This is a genomic window from Corallococcus sp. CA053C, from assembly GCF_003611675.1.
Classification (GTDB): Bacteria; Myxococcota; Myxococcia; order Myxococcales; family Myxococcaceae; genus Corallococcus.
On the sequence record NZ_RAWA01000122.1, the window covers coordinates 1 to 23,214 of the forward strand.

14 protein-coding genes are annotated in these 23,214 nt (G+C 69.3%); 4 read left to right on the forward strand and 10 right to left on the reverse strand.

The annotated features are described in order from the left end of the window. Positions 1-14: 14 nt before the first annotated feature. The 3 genes from D7V97_RS17980 to D7V97_RS17995 all read left to right on the forward strand — a co-directional run bounded on the left by D7V97_RS17980 (position 15) and on the right by D7V97_RS17995 (position 9,849). On the forward strand, positions 15-6,578 hold the full coding sequence (locus tag D7V97_RS17980; protein ID WP_233582927.1) for a non-ribosomal peptide synthetase: 6,564 nt from the start codon (positions 15-17) through the stop codon (positions 6,576-6,578). Positions 6,579-6,602: 24 nt separating this feature from the next. Next, the gene (locus tag D7V97_RS45935) at positions 6,603-7,907 is read left to right on the forward strand and encodes a hypothetical protein (RefSeq protein ID WP_233582929.1); all 1,305 of its coding nucleotides are present in this window, start codon (positions 6,603-6,605) and stop codon (positions 7,905-7,907) included. A 94-nt stretch (positions 7,908-8,001) separates the two neighbouring features. Next, positions 8,002-9,849, forward strand: a complete 1,848-nt coding sequence (locus D7V97_RS17995; protein ID WP_120611878.1) for a bifunctional UDP-sugar hydrolase/5'-nucleotidase — start codon at positions 8,002-8,004, stop codon at positions 9,847-9,849. A gap of 79 nt (positions 9,850-9,928) precedes the next feature. On the opposite strand, the gene D7V97_RS18000 is transcribed toward D7V97_RS17995, so the two are convergent. From D7V97_RS18000 to D7V97_RS18040, 8 genes are all read right to left on the reverse strand, one after another. After that, positions 9,929-10,300, reverse strand: a complete 372-nt coding sequence (locus D7V97_RS18000; protein WP_120611879.1) for a DUSAM domain-containing protein — start codon at positions 10,298-10,300, stop codon at positions 9,929-9,931. Positions 10,301-10,689: 389 nt separating this feature from the next. Then, positions 10,690-13,809, reverse strand: coding sequence for an efflux RND transporter permease subunit (locus D7V97_RS18010; RefSeq protein ID WP_120611881.1), 3,120 nt, complete (start codon positions 13,807-13,809; stop codon positions 10,690-10,692). Between the two features lie 19 nt (positions 13,810-13,828). Then, positions 13,829-15,025, reverse strand: a complete 1,197-nt coding sequence (locus D7V97_RS18015; protein ID WP_233582931.1) for an efflux RND transporter periplasmic adaptor subunit — start codon at positions 15,023-15,025, stop codon at positions 13,829-13,831. Between the two features lie 227 nt (positions 15,026-15,252). Next, on the reverse strand, positions 15,253-15,864 hold the full coding sequence (locus D7V97_RS18020) for a DUF1629 domain-containing protein (protein WP_120611889.1): 612 nt from the start codon (positions 15,862-15,864) through the stop codon (positions 15,253-15,255). A 14-nt stretch (positions 15,865-15,878) separates the two neighbouring features. Then, positions 15,879-17,213 (reverse strand): AHH domain-containing protein, encoded by a 1,335-nt coding sequence (locus D7V97_RS18025; protein WP_120611882.1) that lies wholly within the window; start codon positions 17,211-17,213, stop codon positions 15,879-15,881. Between the two features lie 75 nt (positions 17,214-17,288). Further along, the gene (locus D7V97_RS18030; RefSeq protein ID WP_199728844.1) at positions 17,289-18,707 is read right to left on the reverse strand and encodes a glycosyl hydrolase family 18 protein; all 1,419 of its coding nucleotides are present in this window, start codon (positions 18,705-18,707) and stop codon (positions 17,289-17,291) included. An 87-nt stretch (positions 18,708-18,794) separates the two neighbouring features. Continuing rightward, positions 18,795-18,998: a YbdD/YjiX family protein gene (locus tag D7V97_RS18035; protein WP_120611884.1), complete on the reverse strand. Its 204-nt coding sequence runs from the start codon at positions 18,996-18,998 to the stop codon at positions 18,795-18,797. Beyond that, positions 18,995-21,061 (reverse strand): carbon starvation CstA family protein, encoded by a 2,067-nt coding sequence (locus D7V97_RS18040; protein ID WP_120611890.1) that lies wholly within the window; start codon positions 21,059-21,061, stop codon positions 18,995-18,997. The genes D7V97_RS18035 and D7V97_RS18040 overlap by 4 nt, the downstream gene beginning before the upstream one ends. Positions 21,062-21,237: 176 nt before the next feature. Here D7V97_RS18040 and D7V97_RS18045 point away from each other — a divergent pair, with 176 nt between their 5' ends. Next, a complete protein-coding gene (locus D7V97_RS18045) occupies positions 21,238-21,498 on the forward strand; it encodes a hypothetical protein (protein WP_147444853.1) in 261 nt (86 codons plus the stop codon). Between the two features lie 41 nt (positions 21,499-21,539). Here the strand turns inward: D7V97_RS18045 and D7V97_RS18050 are convergent, their stop codons facing one another. Together D7V97_RS18050 and D7V97_RS45355 are read right to left on the reverse strand one after the other, a co-directional pair. After that, positions 21,540-22,133: a hypothetical protein gene (locus D7V97_RS18050; protein WP_147444854.1), complete on the reverse strand. Its 594-nt coding sequence runs from the start codon at positions 22,131-22,133 to the stop codon at positions 21,540-21,542. Positions 22,134-22,238: 105 nt separating this feature from the next. Then, on the reverse strand, positions 22,239-23,051 hold the full coding sequence (locus D7V97_RS45355; RefSeq protein WP_199728845.1) for a hypothetical protein: 813 nt from the start codon (positions 23,049-23,051) through the stop codon (positions 22,239-22,241). Positions 23,052-23,214 lie beyond the last annotated feature (163 nt).

Consider the following 23,214-nt stretch of genomic DNA (forward strand, 5'->3'; position numbering starts at 1 on the left):
GGGTGGGAGACGCGGTGGAGGCGCAGCTCGGGTGGTGGAAGGCCCGGCTCCAGGACGCGCCGCCCGCGTTGATGCTGCCCACGGACCTGCCGCGCCCGGCGGTGCAGACCTTCGAGGGCGCGCACCTGCCTTCGCGCGCATCGCCCGCGCTCTCACGGGCCGTCGAGGCGCTGGGACAGCGCTATGGCATCACGCCCTTCATGACGCTGCTCGCGGGCTTCCACGCGCTGCTCGCCCGCTACAGCGGCCAGGACGACCTGGTGATTGGCGCGCCCCTCGCGGGCCGTCAGCGCAAGGAGCTGGAAGGGCTCATCGGCTTCTTCGTCAACACGCTGCCGCTGCGGATCCAGGCCTCGCGCGACACGAGCTTCCGCGACCTCGTGGGCCTCGTGCGCGACGTCAGCCTGAGCGCCTTCGCGCACCAGGACCTGCCCTTCGAACAGCTCGTGAACGCGCTGCAACTGGAGCGGGACCCCTGCCGCACGCCGCTGTTCCAGGTGATGTTCGTGCTCCAGAACGCCGGCAGCCCCACGGACCGGACGTTGCCGGGCCTGTCCGTGGAGGCGCTGGACGTCGAGACGGGGATGGCGAAGTTCGACCTCACGCTCTTCGCGCAGGAGACGCCGGAGGGCCTGAGCTTCCTCTGGGAGTACAACACCGCCCTCTTCGAGGAGGCCACGGTGGCGCGCATGGCGGAGCACTACACGCGCCTGCTCGAAGCGGCCCTCGCGCAGTTCGAACGTCCCCTCTCCCACCTCGACCTGCTCTCCGTCGAAGAGCGCCAGCGATTGCTGGAGACCTGGAACGACACCCGCGCCACCGCCCCGGGTGACGCGTCGCTGCCCGCCCTCTTCGAGGAGCAGGTCGCAAGCGCGCCCCACGCCATCGCGTTGGAGTTCGAGGGCCGCCGGCTGACGTACGCGGAGCTGGACGCCCGCGCCAACCAGCTCGCGCACCACCTGCGGCGCCTGGGCGTGGACGTGGGCACCCCCGTGGGCCTGCTCACCGGCCGCTCGCTGGAGCTGGTCGTCGCCACGCTGGCCATCCTCAAGGCCGGTGGCGCCTACGTGCCGTTGGATCCGGCGTACCCGGCCGAACGCCTGAACTTCATGGCGCGGGACACGCGGCTTCCGGTGCTGCTCGTGCAGCCGGGGCTGGAGGCGAAGGTGCCGGCGCTGGACGCACGGGTGGTGGTGCTGGAGCCCTCGTGGAGCGCCTTCGCACACGAGTCCCCGGAAGCACCGCGCATCGCGGTGCCGTCCGAAGCGCTGGCGGCCGTCCTGTACACGTCCGGCAGCACCGGCCGGCCCAAGGGCGTCTGCATCCCGCACCGGGGCGTGGTGCGCCTGGTGAAGGGCGTGTCGTTCGCGCGGTTCGGGCCGGAGGAGGTCTTCCTCCAGCTCGCGCCCATCTCCTTCGACGCGGCGACGCTGGAGCTGTGGGGCGCGTTGCTCCACGGCGCGAAGCTGGTGGTCTTCGGGGCGCATCAGCCCTCGTTGGAGGAGCTGGGTCAGACGCTGGAGCGCCAGGGCATCACCACGCTGTTCCTCACCACCGCCCTCTTCGAGCAGATGGCGATGGCGCAGCCCCGGGCGCTCGCGCGCATGCGGCAGGTGATGACGGGCGGCGACGTGCTGTCCCCCGTGGCCGCGCGGCGGTTGCTGGAGGCGGGCCGGGGCGTCATCAATGCCTATGGCCCCACGGAGAACACCACGTACTCCACCACCTTCACGGTGACGGAGGCGCGGGACCTGGACCGGCCCGTCCCCATCGGGCGTCCCATCTCCCAATCCACCGCCTACGTCCTCGACGCACGCGGGATGCCGGCGCCGGTGGGCGTGGCGGGCGAGCTGTACGTGGGCGGCGAAGGGCTGGCGTGGGGCTACCTGCGCCAGCCGGCGCTGACCGCCGAGCGCTTCGTCCCGCACCCGTTCAGCACCACGCCCGGAGCGCGGCTGTACCGCACGGGAGACCGGGCGCGGTGGCGGGCGGACGGTGTCCTCGACTTCCTGGGCCGGAACGACGCGCAGGTGAAGGTGCGCGGCTTCCGCATCGAGCCGGGGGAGATTGAGACCACCCTCAAGGAGTCCCCAGGCGTGAGGGACGCGGTGGTGGTCGTGCGCGAGTACGCCCCCGGCGACAAGCGCCTCGTGGCCTACGTCGTCGGCGCGGAGGTGGACCCAAGCGCACTGCGCACGAACCTCGCGGCGAGGCTGCCAGCGCACCTGGTTCCGTCCGCCTTCGTGAAGCTGGAGCGACTGCCGCTGACGCCGTCAGGCAAGGTGGACCGCAAGGCCCTGCCCGCGCCGGACACGGGGACCCAGGGGCAGGACACCTACGTGGCGCCGCGCGAAGGGTGGGAAGCACTGGTGGCGGAGCTGTGGGCACCGCTGCTGGGCGTGCGTCGCGTGGGCGCGCACGACCACTTCTTCGAGCTCGGCGGACACTCGCTGCTGGCCACGCGCGTCGTCTCGCGGCTGCGGGACGTGCTCCAGCAGGACGTGCCCGTGCGCCTGCTCTTCGAGGCCCCCACGGTGGCCCGGTTCGCGGAGCGGCTGGAGGCCTTGGGACAGCGGGAGCGCGGCCCCCAACCGCCGCCCATCGTCCCCGTCTCGCATGAAGCGCCGCTGCCCCTGTCCTTCGCGCAGCAGCGCCTGTGGTTCCTCGCGCGGTTGGATCCGGAAGGGTCCGCGTACAACGTGCCCTTCTTCCTGCGGCTCGGCGGTCCGCTGGACGTGGCCGCGCTGGAGTCCGCGCTCGACGCGCTGGTCCAGCGCCACGAAGCGCTGCGCACCACGTTCGCCGAGGAGCATGGCCAGCCGGTGCAGCGGGTCTCCGCGCATCAGCCCCTCAAGCTCGCGCTCGAAACCGTGGAGGAGGTGGACGCCGCGCTCCGCGAGCAGGCGCTGCGTCAGCGCGCGGAAGCGGAGGTGCGCAAGCCCTTCGACCTGGAGCAGGGGCCGCTGGTGCGCGCCACGCTGGTGCGCACGGCGCCCGACCGTCACGGTCTGCTGCTGGTCATGCACCACATCGTGTGTGACTTCTGGTCCATCGACATCCTGGTGCGCGAGCTGAAGACGCTCTACGCCGCGCGCCTGCGCAACGAGCCCACGGCCCTGCCGGAGCTGCCGGTGCAGTACCCGGACTTCGCGCACTGGCAGCGGCGGGTGATGCAGGGCGAGGCCCTGGAGTCACAACGCGCGTGGTGGAAGCAGCACCTCGAAGGGGCACCGCTGGCGCTGGAGCTGCCCACGGACCGGCCGCGCCCCACGGTGCAGTCCTTCAAGGGGCTCCAGCTTCCCCGCCCCCTGCCCGCCTCGCTGCCCGCCTCCGTCCAATCCCTCGCCCGCGACGCGGGCGTCACGCCCTTCATGCTGCTGCTCGCGGGCTTCCACGCTCTGCTCGCGCGGCACAGCGGACAGGAGGACCTGGTCATCGGCACGCCCATCGCGGGGCGCGGCCGGCGCGAGGTGGAGAACCTCATCGGCTTCTTCACCAACACCCTGGCCCTGCGCGTGGATGCCTCCGGCGCGGAGAGCTTCCGGGCCCTGCTGGGCCGGGTGCGGGAGGCCTGCCTCGGCGCCTACGCCCACCAGGACATGCCCTTCGAACAGCTCGTCGACACGCTGGTGCCCACGCGCGACCTGAGCCGCTCGCCGCTGTTCCAGGTGATGTTCGTCTTCCAGAACGGCGCCGCGCCGTGGGAGCTGCCCGGCGTCTCCGTCGACTTCATCGCCTTCGAGCCGGGCATGGCGAAGTTCGACCTCACCCTCTTCGTGCGCGAGACGCCCGAGGGCTGGTCCAGCGTCTGGGAATACAACACCGCCCTCTTCGACGAGGCCACGGTGGCGCGCTTCGCGGACCACTACACGCGCCTGCTCGAAGGGGCGCTCGCGGCACCGGATGCGCCGCTGGCCACCCTGCCGCTGATCAGCGACGCCGAACAGCGGAAGCTCGCGGAGTGGAGCTTCCGGCAGGTGCCCTACCCCGCCGTGCCCAGCGTCCACGCGTTCTTCGAGGCCACGGCCACGCGCACGCCTGACGCGATTGCCGTGCGCTTCGGAGACCGGACGCTCACGTATGGAGAGCTGGAGCGGCGCGCGAACCAGCTCGCGCACCACCTGCGCAAGCGGGGCGTGGGCGCCGACATCCGCGTGGGCATCCACCTGCGCCGTTCACTGGAGCTGCCCGTGGCCGTGCTGGGAACGCTCAAGGCGGGCGGCGCCTACGTGCCGCTCGATCCGGCGTATCCCCCGGAGCGGCTCACCGCGATGCTCCAGGCCTCCGGGGCGACGGTGCTGCTCACGACGCGCGAGCTGCGCGACGTGCTGCCGGGAGACGGCACGCTGGCGCTGGAGCTCGACACGCAGGCGGACCTCTTCGCCCGCGAGCCCGACACCCGGCCCGAACCCGAGGGCAACGCGCAGGCGCTCACCTACGTCATCTTCACCTCCGGCTCCACCGGAACACCCAAGGGCATCGCGATGCACCGCGAGGCGCTGGTGAACCTGCTCCACTGGCAGCTGGGGGATTCAGTGGCGCCGAGGGTGCGCACGCTCCAGTTCTCCGCGCTGAGCTTCGACGTGTCCTTCCAGGAGCTGTTCGCCACCTGGGCGGCGGGCGGCGAGCTGGTGCTGCTCACCGAGGAGGTCCGCCGCGATGCAACGCAGTTGCTCGCGCTGCTGGAGGGCGCGGGCATCGAGCGGTTCTTCATGCCCTTCGTCGCGCTCCAGAACCTCGCGGAGGTGGCCGAGCGCGATGGCACCTTCCCCACGAAGGTGCGGGAGATCATGGTCGCAGGCGAGCAGCTGCGCATGACGCCCGCCATCCGGCGCTTCATGAAGCGCACGGGCGCGGTGCTGCACAACCACTACGGCCCGTCCGAAGCGCACGCGGTGACGTCGCTCACGCTGAAGGGAGACCCGGCGGCCTGGCCGGACCTGCCCACCATCGGCCGGCCGCTGATCAACGTGGCCGTGCGCCTCCTGGACGCGAACCTGCAACCGGTGCCGCGAGGGGTGACGGGCGAGCTGTACGTGGGCGGGGTCCAGGTCGGCCGCGGCTACCTGAACCAGCCCGACCTCACCGCCGACCGCTTCATCCCGGATCCGTTCAGCACGGTGCCGGGAGGCCGGCTGTACCGCACGGGCGACTGGGCCCGGCACCTGCCGGACGGCACGCTGGAGTTCCTGGGCCGCCGTGACGCGCAGGTGAAGGTGCGCGGCTTCCGCATTGAGCTGGGAGAGATTGAAGCCGCGCTGGCGCAGCACCCGGAGGTGCGCGACTGCATCGTCGACGCGAGGGATGACGGGGCCGGCCAGAAGCGGCTGGTGGCATGGGTGGTGGGCGCCCATCCGAAGTCCCTGGACCTCACCGCGCTGCGAGGCTTCCTCAAGGACCGGCTGCCCGAATACATGGTGCCCGCGCGCTGGGTCGCGATGGAGGCGTTGCCGCTGACGCCGTCGGGCAAGGTGAACCGCAAGGCCCTACCGGCGCCGGAGGGTGGCCGTGACTCCACGCGCGCCTGGGTGGGACCGCGCACGCCGCTGGAGTTGCAGCTCGTGCGCATCTGGGAGGAGGTGCTGGGCGTGCACCCCGTCGGCGTGCGCGACAACTTCTTCGAGCTGGGAGGGCACTCGCTGCTGACGCTGCGGTTGCAGTCGGCCATCCGCTCCAGGCTGGGCCGGCCGTTGCCCGTGGCGGCGCTCTTCCAGAACGCGACGGTGGAGCACCTCGCGGCCCTGCTGCGAGACAACACCGGGCCCTGGACGCCGCTGGTCCAGCTCCAGGCGGGCACGGGAGGAAGGCCCTTCTTCTGCGTCCACGCGGTGGGAGGCAACGTCGTGCCCTACGCGGAGCTGGCCCGGGCACTGGGGCCCGACCAACCGTTCTACGCGCTCCAGGCGCGAGGCCTGGACGGCGCCGAGTCCCCCTGCGAGTCCATCCCGGAGATGGCGGCCCTGTACGTGAAGGCGGTGCGAGCGGTCCAACCGCGAGGCCCCTACCTGCTGGGAGGCTGGTCGATGGGCGGCAGCATCGCGTGGGAGATGGCGCACCAGCTCCGGCGCGAGGGTGAGACGGTGGCGCTGCTCGCCCTGCTGGACACGTCCGCGCGATTGAACACGGGCGACCCTTCGGACGAGAGCGGCAAGGCGAGGCTGAACGCCCTGTTCCTGGAGGATCTGTTGGGAGCAGCGGGGCAGCCCCTGCCGCCGGTGGAAGGTCTGTCAGCGGAGGCGAGGCTGAAGGCGCTGGAGGAAGCCAGTCAGCCCCTGCTCGCCGTCGAGGGCGCCACGGAGCAGCCGCTGCGCGCCCTGCGCCGCGTCTTCGAACACCACCTGCAAGCCGCCTGGACCTACGAGCCACCGAAGGACGCGGGCCCCTTCACGCTGTTCGAAGCGGAGGCGTCACGCTGGGACCACGGCTGGGAGCCCTTCGCGCCCGGCGGGTTGGACGTCCAGAAGGTGCCAGGAGATCACTACACGTTCCTGAAGCCACCCCACGTGGAGGTGCTCGCAGCACGACTCCGCGAGGCCATCACCCAGGCACAGGACACCGCGAAGCAGCAGAGCGCCTGAGGAAGACGCGCTACGGTGGCTCCCATGGCCAACTGGAAGCGCCTTGAGAAGCTCAATGAGGGCAAGAAGATCTACTACGTCGACCCTCGGCTCGACACGAAGCAGGAGGTCTGGTTCTTCGCCGCGGAAAACAAGTTCCGCGTGTGGAGTGACGGCGTCCTCCACAAGGCCGAGGCGAAGCCGCCCCAGGTGACGGGGCCTGTCACGGAGCGCTTCACGCTCTATCAACTGCGCGGAGCGCTCTTCGTCGACGTGGAGGTCCGCAAGGATGCGGCCGTGGTCCGCCGGGGTGTCCTGAACGGCGCCGACCTGTCGACGGCCATCGCACCGTCGGAAATCGAGCCGCTGCTCGCACGCTACCGGGCGCTGGGCTTCCGGGATGGTACGCCGTGGAACGCGACGAAGACGCAGGTGACGCTGCGGGACTACCGCAAGGGCCCATCCACCGGGTGGACGGTGATGGTGGATGGCGACACGGTCATCGAGAATTGGCGCAAGCAGTTCCCCACTCCGAGCCGCGAGGCGGCCATCGCGCTCGCGGAGAAACGCATCCGCGCGAAGGAGAAGGCCGGATTCGCGCTGCACCTCATCGAGCTCACCTCCGCCAGCAAACCCAACCCCATGCCCCGGCCCGCGAAGGGGGCCCCCCAGCGCACGTCGTTTCCGAAGGCGCCTCCATTGTCGAAGCCGAAGGACGCCTACGCGGCGGTGGACGCGGCCATTGGCATCCTCGAGGACCTGCACACGCGCATCCCGATGGCGCACTTCGTCACCGAGTGCCTGGATCCGAAGGCGGACCGAGCCCGCGTCGCCTCGGTGGAGGACGCAGCCACCTTCTTCCTGCGCATGCACAAGGCCCGCGTCGGCCGCTGGGCGAAGGCGAAGCCGCGCGCGCCGAAGAAGGGCGAATCGAGCTGGGCCTACTTCGCGAGGGTGTATGGCTCCATCACATGGATCCTCGACGGTCAGGCCGACAAGGACCTGCCGATGTTCTATTGCGGCAACGTGACGGGGGGAGGCTGGAGCTGCCTGGAGATCGACAGCAACAGCGACTACCCCATCGACGATCTGGTGGAGCTCACGGGCAACGCGGACTTCGAGGACCTCTTCGTGTTCCACGGCGGCTGGCACCATGACCGCTCGTTCGCCTTCGACCCACGCGAGGTCTCGGCCACCGGCGAGCAGGCCATCATCCCGTTCGATGACAACATCACCCGGCTGCCCAGGCGCGTGAAGCCCGAGCGCATCGTCCCGTTCGGGCACTGGCTCTACAAGCGCGTCGTGTCCCTGACGAAGGTCGCGGAGCGAAACCTGCGCGAGCTGAGCTGAGCGAATTCCGGGGGAGCCCCGGGAGAGAAAAGTTAGGGTCCGCCGCCACGCCGGGCGCTTCCTCCCGGCCCTACTCCTCTTGCGAGGTCTCCTGATGCGTCTTCCTGTCCTGATGCGCGCGCTGCGCACCACCTCCTTCTGCCTCGTGGGCGCCTGCTCGCTGCTGACCGCCTGTGACTCCAGCGACGTGCCGCCCGAGCCCCCTCCCCCGAAGGACACCTCGCCGCGCACGCTGACGCTGCTCCAGACGAGCGACCTGCACACCAACATCTTCCCGTGGGACTACTTCACCGGGAAGCCCGATACGAAGCGCGGCGTCGCCAAGGTGGCCACGCTCGTCAAGCAGGAGCGGGCGAAGAACCCGGACTGCACGCTGCTCATCGACACCGGCGACACCATCCAGGGCACGCCGCTCGGCACCTACTACGCCCTCGTGGACAACGCGCCCAAGCACCCCATGGCCACCGCCATGAACGAGCTGGGCTATGCCGCCATGGCCCTGGGCAACCACGAGTTCAACTACGGCCTCAACGTCCTCAACAAGTTCAAGGGCGAGGCGAACTTCCCCCTGCTGGGCGCCAACGTGCGCAAGAGCGCGGATGGTTCGGAGGCCTTCACGCCCTACGTCATCAAGACGGTGTGCGACGTGAAGGTCGGCATCCTCGGCCTCGTGACGCCCGGCGTGGCGACGTGGGAGCGCGCGGAGAACATCCCCGGCCTGCGCTTCGAGGATCCGCTGGAGACCGCGAAGGTCTACGTGCCGAAGATGAAGGCGGAGGGCGTGGACGTGGTGGTGGTGGCCATCCACAGCGGCCCGGACAAGCAGCCGACCGGCAGCGCGAGCAGCCCCGACTCCTGGCTCGCGGACTACGCGGACGCCTCCAAGTGGGCCGACCGCGGCAACCTCCCCGGTGAGAACGAGGCCGTGCAGATTGCCCAGGGCGTGCCCGGCGTGGACGTGATGCTCACCGGCCACACCCACCAGCCCATCCCGAAGATGCTGCTGAAGAACCAGGACGGCAGCGAGGTCCTGCTCACCCAGCCCAACCGCTGGGGCAGCCACCTGGCCAACGTCCAGCTCAACGTCACCTGGAAGGATGACCACTGGGCCGTGGACAGCCACGACGCCCTGCTCAACGCCGTGGACGACACGGTGGCGGCGGATGCCACCGTCACGCAGCTCATCCAGACCTACCACGACACCACGGTCGCCTACGTGAACCAGAAGATTGGCACCACCACCGCGGTGTTCCCGGGCGGCTACGCCGCGCGCTACGTGGACAGCGCCCTGTCGGACCTCATCAACACCGTCCAGGAGGAGGCCGCGCACGAGGCCGGCTACACCGTGGACCTGTCCCTGTCCGCCATCTTCACCAACGACGTCTCGCTGCCGGCGGGTGACGTCACCCTGCGCGACGCCTACAGCATCTACATCTACGACAACACGCTGTACGTGATGGAGATCAACGGCTCCATCCTGCGGCGCGCGCTGGAGATGAACACCCTCTATTTCAAGACGCTCGACGGGGCCAACCTGCCCGCGAAGCCCGCGGACGCGAAGGCCACCACGCCCCCCGTCGCGGACTTCAACTGGGACCTCTACTCGCGCATCGAGTACGGCTACGACCTCACGAAGCCCGCCGGCTCCCGGCTCACGCACTTGCGCTTCCAGGGCCAGAACGTCACGGACGACCAGGTCTTCCGCGTCGCCATCAACAACTACCGCGCGGGCGGAGGCGGCGGCTACAGCATGTTCAAGGAGGGCCGCGTGCTGTGGACCTCCGCGGACGGCGTGCGCGACTACGTCGCTCGCTACATGCAGTCGCACCAGGGCCTGGCGCCGGAGGTGGTGAACACCTGCAACTTCACCCTCGCCCCCGACCTCTACACGCCCTACTACGCGGGCACGTTCGGCGCCGCGAAGTGCGCGCCCGCGAAGTAGCCACGGGCGCGCAGGGGCTCAGGGCTCAGGGCCCGGCGACAGCAGGGCGCGGCGCCGCGTTGGTGCCGCGCCCTGGCTGTCACGGCTCGTCGGCCATGTCGTCCAGTTGTCCCTGGGCCGTTTCGCGGTAGTAGGGGACGACTTCGACGGCGAGCACGTCGCGCATCTCCTGGCGCGCGTCGTCGTAGTTGCCCGCCCGCTGGTGGCGGTACATCCGATGGAGGGCGTCCATCAGTCGATTGGACCCGTCGGTGATGCGCCGCGATGCTTCGGCAAGCAGGGCCAGCGCGCCAGCCTCGGTGCGCAGAGCCTCCACCGCATCGGTGATGGCGACCTCTCGCGCGGTGCGCAGGAGGAGCGCACGCACGTCCTCCGTGAGGACCAGCGGTGCGCCCTCGCGAAGCACCCGGCGGGCGAGCGCCTGAGTCGCGCGCCAGTCCTGGTCCGACATCTACGGCCTCCTCTTTCGCGGGCTGCACATCTTCGCGGGCCATTCGTGCTGGCCCTCACAGTAACGAAGGCAGTCGTAGCAGGGACCTATCCATTCGTTGTCCCGGCAATCGCCATAGGCTCGGATGCAGCGGCGCTTCCACTCCGGCAACTCCGCGTTGTGTGAGTCGTCCCATGCCTCGGCTTGGCCGTGCGTGCCGGTGGCGCCGACGCCGGCAGCCATGATGACGGCGGCCTCGGAGGCGGTAAGTCCGCACGCCTCGGGCATGCCTGGATGACGCTGGAAATTCACCCTCGCCCCCGACCTCTACACGCCCTACTACGCGGGCACGTTCGGCGCCGCGAAGTGCGCGCCCGCGAAGTAGCCACGGGCGCGCGGGTTCGGAAGGCTCAGTGCCCGGCGACCGCGGGCCTGGCGGGCTCGTCGGGGACGGCGGGCTCGGCGACGGCGGGCACGATGCGCGTGCGGGCGATGAGCAGGTAGATGGCCGGCACGAAGTACAAGGTGAAGACCGTGCCCAGGGCCATGCCGGTGACAAGCACCAGCCCGATGCTGTTGCGCGCCGCCGCGCCCGGCCCCGACACCAGGACCAGCGGGAAGTGGCCCGCGACCGTCGCCACGGTCGTCATCAGGATGGGACGAAGCCGTCCGGAGGCCGCTTCCCGCACCGCCTCCAGCTTCGTCCTGCCCTCCTCCTGGAGCCGGTTGGCGAAGTCCACGATGAGGATGCCGTTCTTCGCGATGAGCCCCACCAGCGTCACCAGCCCCACCTGCGAGTAGATGTTGAGCGTGGTGGTGAAGCTGTCGGTAAAGTACGGCATCGTCGGGTTCGGCATCTTCAGGAACGTGGTCATCATCGCGCCGAAGAGCGCCAGCGGCACGGAGCCGGCGAGGATGATGAACGGATCCCGGAAGCTGTTGAACTGGGCCGCGAGCACCAGGAAGATGAGCACCACCGCGAGCATGAACGCCGGGAGGAACGTGTTGCCCTCCACGCGCAGCTGCCGCGACTCGCCCGTGTAGTCGATGCGGTAGCCCGCGGGCAGGATGCGCGCGGCCTCCGTCTCCAGGTAGGTGAGCGCCTCATCCAGCGGCCGGATGGCCACGCCGCTCAGCTTCACCGCATTGAGCTGCTGGAAGCGGTTGAGCGACCGGGGGGCCACCGTCTCCCGCAGCGACGCGATGGACGACAGGGCCACGAGCTTGCCGTCGGGCCCGGTGACGTGAATGTCCTTGAGCTGTTCAGGGTTGAGCCGGGAGACCCGCAGTACCTGCGGGATGACCTTGTAGCTGCGGCCGGCGATGTTGAACCGGTTGACGAAGTTGCCGCCCACCGCCGCGCCCAGGTCCTGGCCCACCGTGCCCAGGTTCAGCCCCAGCTGCGCGACCTTCTCGCGGTCGATCTCCAGCTCCGACTGCGGCTGGTCCAGCTTCACGTCGATGATGGGCGGGAAGGCGAACAGCCCGCTCTGCGTCGCTTTCTCCTGGAGCTGCTGCGCGAACCCCAGCAGCTCCTCCGCCTCCGCCGTGGAGGCGATGACGAACTCCACCGGGAAGTTGCCACCGCCCGGCAGCGCGGAAGGCTGGATGGCGAAGGTCTGCACGCCCGGGAGGACGCCCACCCGCTCCTGCGTCTCCGCGAGCACCTGCGGCGCGGAGCGCTGGCGCTGCTCCCACGGCTTCAACGCCAGACCCCAGAACCCGCTGCCCGGGCTCATGATCTGGAAGATGAAGTCCGACTCCGGCATGGACAGCAGCGTCTTGCTCACCTCGCGGATGGACGGCGCCAGCTGATCCAGCGTGGAGTTGGACGGGGTGCTGACGATGCCGAAGACGATGCCCTGGTCCTCCGTCGGAGCCAGCTCCCGCGGCGACTGGGTGAACATCACGACGGCCAGCAGGCTGAGCACCACCCACGCGGCGTAGACGGGGCCCCGGGTCTCCAGCGAGCGGTCCAGGGTGCGGGCGTACGCGCCCCGCAGGCGTTCGAAGGCGCGGTTGACGACTCCCGCGAGCCCCTGGTCCTCATGGCCTGCCCGCAGGAGCGCGGCGGACATCATGGGTGAGAGCGTCAGCGCCACCACGCCCGACAGGGCCACTGCTCCGGCCAAGGTGAGCGCGAACTCACGGAACAGCGAGCCCGTGAGCCCGCCCTGGAAGGCGATGGGCGCATAGACGGCGGCGAGCGTGAGGGTCATCGCGATGATGGGGCCCACCAGCTCCCGCGCGCTCTTGAGGGCGGCGTTCACCGGACTCAGCCCTTCGCGCAGGTGGCGCTCCACGTTCTCCACCACGACGATGGCGTCGTCCACGACGAGGCCCACCGACAGCACCACGGCCAGCAGGGTGAGCAGGTTCACCGTGAAGCCGAACACCTGCATCAGGAACACCGTGCCGATGAGCGACACCGGGATGGCCACCACCGGCACCAGGATGGAGCGCACGGAGCCCAGGAAGAGGAAGATGACCACCACGACGATGAGCAGCGTCTCCGCCAGCGTGGACACCACCTCGTCGATGGCGTTCTGGATGTACTCCGTCCCGTCGAAGGCGATGCTGCCGTGGATCTGCTCCGGCATCTCCTTCTGCAGCGCGCCCATCTCATCGCGGATGCGCTGCATGACCTCCAGCGAGTTGGCGTTGGGAAGCGACCAGATGCCGATGAAGACGGCCGTCTTCCCGTTGAGGGTCACGTCGGTGTCGTAGTCCTCGGCCCCCAGCACCACGTCCGCGATGTCCGACAGCCGCACCACCGCGCCGCCGTCGCGCCGCACGATGAGCTGCTTGAACTCCTCCACCGAGCGCAGGCTCGTGTTGGTCGTGAGGTTCACCTGCACGAGCGAACCCTTCGTCTGGCCCACGGCGGCAAGGGAGTTGTTGGCGGCGAGCGCCTGCCGCACCTGCGAGGGGCTGACGTTGAGCGCTGCCATCCGGTCCGGCTTCATCCACACCCGCATCGCGAACGTGCGCGCCCCGAGGATGTCCGCGCGCTGCACGCCTTCCACCGACGACAGCCGTGGCTGCACCACCCGCACCAGGTAGTCGGACAGCTCGTTCTGCTGGAGGAAGTCGGAGGAGAAGTTGAGGTAGGCGACGGCGAACTGGCTGTCCGCGGACTCGATGCCGAGCACTGGCACCTGGGCCTCGGGAGGCAGGTCTCCGCGCACCTGATCGACCTTGGCGCTGATCTCGCTCAAGGCGCGGTTGGAGTCGTAGTTGAGCTTGAGTCGGGCGCGGACAATGGAGACGCCCTGGAGGCTCTGGGACTCGACATAGTCGATGCCGTCCGCGGCGGAGATGACGCGCTCCAGCGGGGTGGTGATGAAGCCGCGGACCAGCTCCGCGTTGGCGCCGACATAGGCCGTGGTGACGATGATGTCGGCGTTCTCGCTGCGCGGATACTGCCGCACGTTGAGGGAGCGCAGGGCCTGCAGGCCCGCGATGATGATGAGGAGGTTGACCACCAGCGCCACGACGGGGCGCCGGATGAAGAGGGCGGTGAAGTTCATGGGTTCGCCTTCCTCATCCCTACGGGTTCACGGGCTGGGGCGCGGCCTCGACGGGCGGCGCCAGCGCGTTGTTGAGGACGACGGCCGCGCCGTTCTTCAGCTTGAAGACGCCGCTGCTCACCACGGTCTGCCCGGCCTTCAGGCCCGACGTCACCTCGACGAAGTCGCCCCGTCGCTCCCCCAGCCGCACGAACTGCTGCCGCGCCAGGAGGGCCTTCTTGCCCGCGGCGTCCTTGCCCTCGGCGAGGGTGAACACCGAGTCCCCGTAGGGAGCGAACAGCACCGCGGTGGCGGGAATGGCCACCACGGGCGTGGTCTTCTCGGCGAGCACCTCCACGTTGGCGAACATGCCCGGCAGCAGCCGTCCGTCCGCGTTGGCCACGGTGGCGCGCATGCGCACGTTGCGCGAGGACAACTCCACCTCCGGGTTGATGGTGGTGAGCTCCCCCTCCCACGTGCTCCCCGGGAAGACGTCCACGCGGATCCGCACCTTCTGCCCCTGCTTCACCTGCGCCAGCGCCTGCTGGGGAAGCTGGAACTCCACGAAGGCGGGGGTGATGGACTGCAGGGAGGCGATGGGGTTGCCCGGGGAGACGAGCTGCCCCAGCTCCACCTGCCGGATGCCAACGCGGCCCTCGAAGGGCGCGCGGATGACCTTCTTCGCGATGAGGGTCTTGAGGTGCGCCACCGCGGCCTCGGCCTGGACCGCCCGCGCCCGGACGGCATCCAGCTCCGACTGGGTATTGGCCCCCTGGGTGAGGAGCTTCTCCACGCGGTCCCGGGTCAGCCGCGCGAGCGCCGCGTCCGCCTCGGCGCCGGTCAACTGGGCCGCCTCACTGGAGGTGTCGAGCTGCACGAGCACCTGCCCCTTCTTCACCGACGCGCCACTCTCGAAGCGGATGTCGCTGATGACGCCCGGCAGCTCCGCGCTCAGCGTCACGCCCCGGACCGCGAGCACCGTGCCGACCGCGCCCTGCGTGGCCTGCCAGCCGAAGGACTCCGCCTGGGCGGACGTAACGGACTCCGGCGGCGGCACGAAGGTCTCACCGGCGTTGATCATCGCGACAATCTGGGCCCCCTTGATGGCGACGAGCCCCGCGAAGATGGCGAGCAGGACCACCACTCCGATGATCCACCGCTTGAGACGGCCGCCGGAGCGCGGTGGGGAGGTGGGCACTTCATGGGAAGGGGCGGAAGAGAGCGGTGCATGCATCATGGGCACTCAAACGAGCTGGGTTGCGCAGCCGTGTCAGGGAATGCGCAGCCCTGTAACCGGGCCCCTCGTTCTTCGCTCTCTTGAAAATAGATTTTTCCCGTGTGCAATCCGCACGGGAACCTGGGACCGGCGATGTCCACGCACCGCCCGGAGGCCTTGTTCACCAGTCGGTGTGCGTCCGTGCCGCCCGTCCCATGCGCCACTGCGGAGTGGCGTCAGCGACATGCTCAGGAGACAGAGGAGCCCGAGCGACGCCTGGGGGGGCCGGTGACTTCCTTGAACTTCGTGCCCGTGATGCCGGCCTGTTCCAGCGCCATCTTGATCTCTTCCGAGACGATCAGCGCCAGGGGCCAGCCCCACGTGCGAAAGACCCGGGCTTCGCCCACGGGTGACAGGTCGATGCGCATCCCGGAGACGACTCGATACTCACCGATCTTGTCGGGATGCCCGTCCTCGGGCCCGAAGTACCGGACCTCTTCAGAGGCCGCATCGTCGATGCACCGGATGAGCTTCGTAGCGACCAGGATGAAGTACGGATCCAACTGCCCCGCGATCTCCACGGGAATGAGCTGCACGTCGTCAGGAGCCAGCCGGGTGAAGATGGAGGCCGCGCGGGCATGAACCACGGGCGTGGGCCCCGATCCCGCCAGTGAGAAGTCAATGGCCCTGCCAGGGACGTAGATGGGGATCTGGAGTCGCTCCGCCACGCTGACAGGGTTGCCGGCCGCGAAGATCCACCGCTCGTCCACCACACGTCCCTGGAGGTCAGCAGGATCATTCAGGTCCCAGCGCTCCGGCACATGGACATCGTCCGTCAGCCTGAAATACCGCCGTGGCATGAAAGCACTCTGCGTCATGGGGTTCGGGTGACCAATCGATTGAGCAACGTGTCAGGCGTACAAATCTCCTTCGCAAGCTGCTGGAGTTCCTCTGTCAGCGCCACCCTGCACTGCTCGACGGTGCGGCAGGTACCCGTAGACCGGGTCAACCGGTCGAAGACTTCCTCATGATACTCCTCCGGGTGCGGACCCTTGTGGCCAGGGACACGGACCTTGTTGGCAGGGTCATCCAGTGACATCCCCGCCCTGTCGAAGATGCGCTGGTACCGCGGCGTCCACGGCCCCCCGTTGCGAGTCGACGTGCTGAACTTGTCGGATGCGATGTGGTGCTCGGGTCCGTCTACTTCCACCGCACCTCCGGCCTGGGCCGTCATGGCCACCGCGCCTGGTGCCAGGGAGATCGTCAGGGCTCCGGACGCGGACACGGCCACCGCCTCGACTTGAGCCGCCGCCGGAAACCGGAAGCCTCCCTGCGCCGCGGCGAGCACGGACGCCTGCCCGGATCCCGGCAAGAGAGGAAGCCGCTCGGCCATGACCTGCGCGGAACCACTCAGCGCTGCCGTGGCCAACATGATGAACACGCGCGCCGCGTTCCGGCCCATCACCTGGCCGTATTTCTCGCCCGCGTCCCGGACCTCGTCGAAGGTCCGTGCGTCCTCTGACTCATGTGCCAGCACCCGCCAGCCTTGGATGAGACTCCACACAGTGTCCCAGCCCAGGTACGCGATGAGCCCCACGGTCAGCACCGCCGCGACCCCCTTGGACACAGGCTCCGGCAGCAGCCACAAGCTGAAGTAGAGCACTCCCGTTGCGACCAGCATCGAGACCATCGCGTCCCGGTCCACAAGCTCCCCCACTGCCTCCGCGGTCTCCCCGAAGACCGAGTCCAACGCGAGTCGGAACGCCAGCGCGCGACGGTCCTCCACATCCAGAGCCGGCCCGTCGTCCATCAAGTGAAGACAATCAACCGGTCCGCCCTTCCGCGCACACCACCGACCATAGGCGCCCGTCAACGCCACCGCGGACGCATCCAGCGCCTCGGGCTGTTTGGGGCCCGGCTCCCGTACCAGACCCAGTCGTGTCCGGTAGCGCGGCGCGCTCCCCGGCGAACCCGTCCTATCGAGCAACCGGAGCGCCGCCGGACGAGAATGCACGGAGATGGACAGGTCCCGCGCCGCCGCCGTGACCGCCTCCTTGAAGTCATCGCCGTCCAACGCCACGGGTTCAACACCCGGCGTGGGAGTGAAGGTGATGACGTGCCCCGTCCCCACATCCAGGGACACCTTCCGCGCCACACCGCCGCATCCCGTTGCCAGCACGACCAGCAGGAGCCACACCCCACGCGTCATGACGCAGTCCTTTCGACAGGGAGCTCGGAAGGACAGGGCCGGCGACACGCACCGGCCCCGTCACCTTCTCGTGACCTACTGCGCTTCCAGCCGGAACTGCTGGCAGTCGTTGTTGGACCACGTCCACTGCTGCAGCAGCGTGCCGTCACCGCTGCCGCCCAGGCAGCCCGTCACGTCCAGCACCTTGCCGCTGTGGCGCGCCTCCAGGCGGTGGTAGCCGTTGCCCAGCGCCACGGGCTTGAACTGCTGGTTGGCGCCGCCGGAGTAGGACCACTGCTGGAGCCCCGCGCCGTCCGTGGTGCTCACGTCCTTCACGTCCAGCGCCTTGCCGCTGTAGCGCGACACGAAGCGGTAGTAGCCGCTGTCCGTCGCCTCCATCGTCCACTGCTGGCTGGGGCCGGTGTGACAGGTCCACTGGTGGATGATGGCGCCGTCCGCCGTGCTGGGGCCGGAGATGTCCACGCACCGCCCGGAGGCCTTGTTCACCAGCCGGTACGCGCCCGTCGTGCCCGTGCCCTGCGCCACCGAATAGATGGCGTTGAGCAGCGACGTGCTCCCGGACGTGTCCTGGCTCAGCTCCCAGATCATCACGCCGCCGTTCTGCAGGCCCAGCCGCGTCTTCGCCTGGATGGTGGCGATGCCGTTGTAATAGACGTCCCCCACGTTGTCCTTGTAGGGCGCCTGCGAGTCGCGCGCGACCAGCTCCGAGTACCCCACGTAGCTCGACGGCGAGCGCCCGTAGAACGGCACGCCCAGCACCGCCTTCGACGCCTGCAGCCCGCGCCCCTTCCAGTAGTTCAACGACTGGACGCCGTAGTCGTACGTCGAATGCGGCTGGCCGCCGTCGTAGGCCATGATGTTGAGGAAGTCGACGTCGCTGAACACCGACGTCTGCACCCCGCCACCGGTGGAGCCGTTCGCCACCACCGCCGCCGTCAGCAGCTTGCCCCGGCTGTGCATCGCGGTGCCCAGCTCGCGCATCATCAGCGCGTAGTTGTTCCCCGACGTGCCGGGGTCCGGGTACTCCCAGTCGATGTCCACGCCGTCCAAGCCGGCCGCGTTGACGAAGTTCACCAGGTTGTTCACGAACGCCGTGCGCGTGCTCGCGTTCGCCGCCAGCTGCTCGAAGCCACTGTCGTTGCCGTCATTCCAGCCGCCCACGGCGATGAGCACCTTCACGCCCTGCGCGTGCGCCTGCGTCACCAGCGAGCGCAGCCGCGCGTCCCCGCTGCTCACCCCCGAGAGCCCACCCTGCGCCGTGGGCAGCGCGAACGCGTAGTTGATGTGGCTCAGCTTGCTGTACTGCAGCGTGTTCACGTCCCCCGCCCACGTCGGCAGGTAACCCACCACGCGCGTCGACAGGGCCTGCGACTCCACGGCCCCCATCGATTCGCCGGACGGCGAAACGTCCCCCGGGCCTGAACAGCCCCCCAACGATGCGAGAAACACGGCGCCCAGCGCCAACGTGCGGAACGGTGTTGCGATGCGAGACAAGGCTGACTCCTGCGTCATGGGTTTCACGGGTTGAACCCGCAAAACTCACTAAGCAGCTTTGTCCGGAAGACTCAACGACGGTTCACCTCAGCAGCACCGGCCGCCACCGCCTCGATAGCGGGCTTCGAGGCGGTCGTTGAAAAACTCCGCATACGTCATCACCGCGCTGTCCGGATGGTGACGTCGCATGTGGGCCACATAGGTGTCGTAGTCGGGCACGCCAATCATCTGCCGCGCGATGCGCACAGCCTGGCGCCACCCGTGCTGGAGCGTGCGCACAAGGTCCCTCATGCGCGCTCCACCGAGGCCGCGGCCACGTAGGGCGTCTCGTGGGAGGTGGCCACCGTCGAGCGCCGAGCCGCGAGCATGGCGCGCACCCCGAAGGCGACGGTCGCCACCACCACGGCCATGAAGAACGCAGTGAGGGCGGCGTCCAGATAGTCATTGCCGATGATGCGCTCCATCTCCTCCACGGACTTCGCGGGGGCGATGATGCGGCCTTCCGCCACCGCCTGGGAGAAGGCGCGCGCGTGGGCGACGAAGCTCACGCGCACGTCCCCGCCGAACACCTTCTGGAAGCCGGCGGTGAGCGTGCACAGCACCAGCCACGCGGCGGGGATGCCGGGCACCCAGACGTAGCGCTCGCGCTTCATCTTCACCAGCGCCACGCACCCCAGCGTGAGCGCCACCGCGGCGAGCATCTGGTTGGCGATGCCGAACAGCGGCCACAGCGTGTTGATGCCGCCCAGCGGATCCACCACGCCCTGGTAGAGGAAGTAGCCCCACGCGCCCACGCACAGCGCGGTGGCCAGCAGGTTCGCGCCCCAGGACTCCGTGCGCTTGAGCGGCGCGTACACCAGGCCCGCCAGCTCTTGAATCATGAAGCGCCCCACGCGCGTGCCGGCGTCCACCGTGGTGAGGATGAAGAGCGCCTCGAAGAGGATGGCGTAGTGGTACCAGAAGGCCATCATCCCCTGCCCGGACACGAGCCCGTGGAGGATCTGCGCCATGCCCACCGCCAGCGTCGGCGCGCCGCCCGCGCGCGACAGGATGGTCGTCTCTCCGATGTCGCGCGCCGTCTGCTCCAGCACCTCCGGCGTGATGACGAAGCCCCACTGGCTGATGGTGTGCGCCGCCTGCGTCGCGGTGGTGCCAATCAGGGCCGCGGGCGAGTTCATGGCGAAGTAGACGCCCGGCTCCAGCACCGACGCGGCGATGAGCGCCATGATGGCGACGAAGGCCTCCATCAACATGGCGCCGTAGCCCACGATGCGCGCGTCGCCCTCGCTGGCGAGCATCTTCGGCGTGGTGCCGGACGCGATGAGCGAGTGCCACCCGGACACCGCGCCGCACGCGATGGTGATGAAGAGGAACGGGAACAGGCTGCCGGAGAACACCGGGCCGGAGCCGTCCACGAACCTCGTCATCGCCGGCATGCGCAGCTCCGGCGCCGCCAGCGCGATGCCCACCGCCAAGAGCAGCACGGTGCCAATCTTGAGGAAGGTGGACAGGTAGTCGCGCGGCGCGAGCAGCAGCCACACCGGCAGCACCGCCGCGCAGAACCCGTAGCCGATGAGCAGCCACGCCAGCGTCTTGCTGTCGAAGGTGAACGCGGGCGCCCACGCGGCGGACTCGGACACCTGGCCGCCGAAGTAGATGCTGAGCATCAGCAGGATGAAGCCGACGACGGACACCTCCAGCACGCGGCCCGGGCGCACGTAGCGCAGGTACAGCCCCATCAGCACCGCGATGGGGATGGTCATCGCCACGGTGAAGGTGCCCCAGGGGCTGGCCGTCAGCGCCTTGACCACCACCAGCGCCAGCACCGCGAGGATGATCATCATGATCATCAGCACGCCCACCATCGCCGTCACGCCCGCCGCCGGGCCCAGCTCCATGCGGACCATGTCGCCCAGCGACTTGCCGTCGCGGCGGATGGACAGGAACAGCGTCACGAAGTCCTGCACCGCGCCCGCCACCACCACGCCCACGAGGATCCACAGCGTGCCCGGCAGGTAGCCCATCTGCGCCGCCAGCACCGGCCCCACCAGCGGCCCCGCGCCCGCGATGGCCGCGAAGTGGTGGCCGAACACCACCCACCGGTCCGTGGGCACGTAGTCCAGGCCGTCGTTGCGGCGCTCGGCGGGGGTGGCGCGCGTGGGGTCCAGGCGCAGCGCTTTTTCGGCAATGAAGCGACCGTAGAAGCGATATCCCAGCATGAACACCGCGACCGACGCGACCACCAGCCAGATGGCGTTGATGGACTCACCCCGGTGCAGCGCCACCACGCCCAGGCTGAACGCCCCGGCCAGCGCCACCAGCGCCCATCCCAGCTTCCGAGCGACTCCACCCATGATGTCTCCCCACCACGGGCGCGGCACCGCCACCCTGCGCGGGTTTATAGCGCACCCGTTGTCCTGGTCCGCCCCTCGCGCGACGGGGTGTCGGGTGAAGGAAGCCTCCGCTCCATGAATGGCTGGGCGCGTACCGGATCGGCATCCTCCAGACGGTGCTGCGCGGCCAGGGGCACATGGCCGCGAACCAGCGCGTCCTCTGGGGCTTCGCCGCGCCGCGCGTCGGCTACCTCAACGTGCTGACGATGAGCGGGTTCGTCGCCACGTCGGACGAGGGCTGGACGGTCCACCTGTCGAACGAGCACTCCACGGACGCGAAGGGCCAGGACCCCGAGGCCCACGGCGTCGCGCCCGAGCGGCCCCTGGAGCTGTTCCCGGAGGCCGACCTGCGACAGGGCCACGCCCGCGCGATCCGGGCCCTCGCGGACTCATTTTGAGCCGAGTCCCCGGAAACACTCCGGGGCACCGGTCCGGCGGATCAGCGGGCGAAGGGGACGGGCAGCGCGTCGGCCACGACCTGCTGCTTCGCCAGCTGCACCTTGCCGCTCTTGCGCACGACGAAGTCACACGCGAGCAGCTGGTTGCCCACGAGCACCAGGGCCGAGGCCTCGAAGCCCTCCTCGCCGTCGGTGACCTCGAGGGGGTGCAGCTGCTTGGACACGTCCGCCTTCTGCGCGGAGAGCGTGGGGTCGGTGTTGGTGGCGGGCAGCCACTGCACGTCCTCGGCGCGCTCCACCAGCCGGCGCTTGCCGCCCTCCGTGTTCTCCACGAAGAAGCGCAGGTACTCGGGGACCTCGGCGGCCTCCAGCGTCAGCGCCTCCTCCTGGTTGACCTTGTAGATGGCCTCCGGGGTGGCGGGCGTGAGGTTGACGGCGCTCTTCCCGTCGTCCGCGTACTTGAAGCGCAGCGCCCGGTGCGGCAGCCGCACGTCCACCGTCACCAGCTGGAAGCGCTTGTAGAAACCCAGCGGCTGGCGCGTGAACGCCGTTGCCGCCAGGTTCTGCTTGATGGTCCCGGCATGCACCGGGTCCACCTGCTCGATGCGCTGCAACGTCTGGGCGTCCGCATTCACCTTCGGTTCCTCCAGGGACCCGGCCTTCCCAGGCCGGGCGGTGTCACAGTGAGTGGCGGCCAGCACCCACACGGCAGCGACGAGGATCCGGTGCATGCAGCCTGCTTACGGGTGCGCCTTGTCCCAGCCCTGGCCGTAGTAGTCGGGGTAGTTCTGACCGTTGGTGCTGGTCACGACCTTGCCCGTCTTGAAGCCGTCGAGGACGGCAGCGTAGCCCGCCTTGTCGCCGATTTCACGAAGTTGCGTCTCCGACAGGGACGGGTCCTTCGCCTTCGCGTCGGTGATGGCCTTGGAGGAGGCCGCGTTGTACTCGGCCTCCAGCGGGAAGGTGGCGGTGACCTTGTCGCCGTTGGCGACCAGCTCGTTCTTCGCCTTGATGCTGTCGACGGTGCCGCGCGTCTCCTCGTCGAGCAGCGTCTGCACGTAGTCCGCGCGAGACTGGGTGTTGATGTCGGCCCGGGGGCCGTCCATCGTCGCCTTCGCGTGGTTGATCTCGTGCACCAGCGTCAGGGCCGCTTCCTGCGGGTCCTGGCTGCGGTCGATGACGATCTTGCTGCCGTCCCAGTACGAGCCACCGCCGTCGGCGAACTCCACCGGGATCTTCTTGTCCTCCAGGTACTTCACCGCGGCGGCGCCGGTCGGCGAGTTCTTGAGGACGTCCTTCGTCTCCTGCAGCTTCGCCTTGTCCTTGGAGGCCTGGATGGCGTCGCCGATGGCGCCACCAATCGCACCGCCAAGGCCGGCGCCCGCGGGACCGCCGAGGATGCCACCGAGGATGCCGCCGATGGTGCCCGCGTCCGCCTTCTTCGCCTTGTCGAAGGCGTCCTTGAAGAGGTCGCCCACGGGGTTCGCGTTCACCTGCGCCGGCCGGGGGCTCACCACCGTCCGCGCGGCCTGCGAAGCTTCCGTGTTCTGCACCGGGCGTGAACCGCCACGAATTCCGTCAACCCCCATGACTCTTCTCCCCAGATTTCAAAGTACGGCTTTGAGGAGGTTATCGGAGAAAGGGGGGTGCCAGTTGCGAGTCCCGTTCCTGGTGCCCCGCGTCACGACCTGACAGGGGGGCTGGCAGGGGGACGGG

What these genes read in the sequence shown, in the direction of transcription:
- D7V97_RS18010 (WP_120611881.1), bottom strand. Translation starts at nt 13,809, where the DNA reads ATGAACTTCACCGCCCTCTTCATCCGGCGCCCCGTCGTGGCGCTGGTG.
- D7V97_RS18045 (WP_147444853.1), top strand. Translation starts at nt 21,238, where the DNA reads ATGGCCGCGAACCAGCGCGTCCTCTGGGGCTTCGCCGCGCCGCGCGTC.
- D7V97_RS18015 (WP_233582931.1), bottom strand. Translation starts at nt 15,025, where the DNA reads ATGATGCATGCACCGCTCTCTTCCGCCCCTTCCCATGAAGTGCCCACC.
- D7V97_RS45935 (WP_233582929.1), top strand. Translation starts at nt 6,603, where the DNA reads ATGGCCAACTGGAAGCGCCTTGAGAAGCTCAATGAGGGCAAGAAGATC.
- D7V97_RS18000 (WP_120611879.1), bottom strand. Translation starts at nt 10,300, where the DNA reads ATGTCGGACCAGGACTGGCGCGCGACTCAGGCGCTCGCCCGCCGGGTG.
- D7V97_RS18020 (WP_120611889.1), bottom strand. Translation starts at nt 15,864, where the DNA reads ATGCCACGGCGGTATTTCAGGCTGACGGACGATGTCCATGTGCCGGAG.
- D7V97_RS18025 (WP_120611882.1), bottom strand. Translation starts at nt 17,213, where the DNA reads ATGACGCGTGGGGTGTGGCTCCTGCTGGTCGTGCTGGCAACGGGATGC.
- D7V97_RS18040 (WP_120611890.1), bottom strand. Translation starts at nt 21,061, where the DNA reads ATGGGTGGAGTCGCTCGGAAGCTGGGATGGGCGCTGGTGGCGCTGGCC.
- D7V97_RS18035 (WP_120611884.1), bottom strand. Translation starts at nt 18,998, where the DNA reads ATGAGGGACCTTGTGCGCACGCTCCAGCACGGGTGGCGCCAGGCTGTG.
- D7V97_RS17995 (WP_120611878.1), top strand. Translation starts at nt 8,002, where the DNA reads ATGCGTCTTCCTGTCCTGATGCGCGCGCTGCGCACCACCTCCTTCTGC.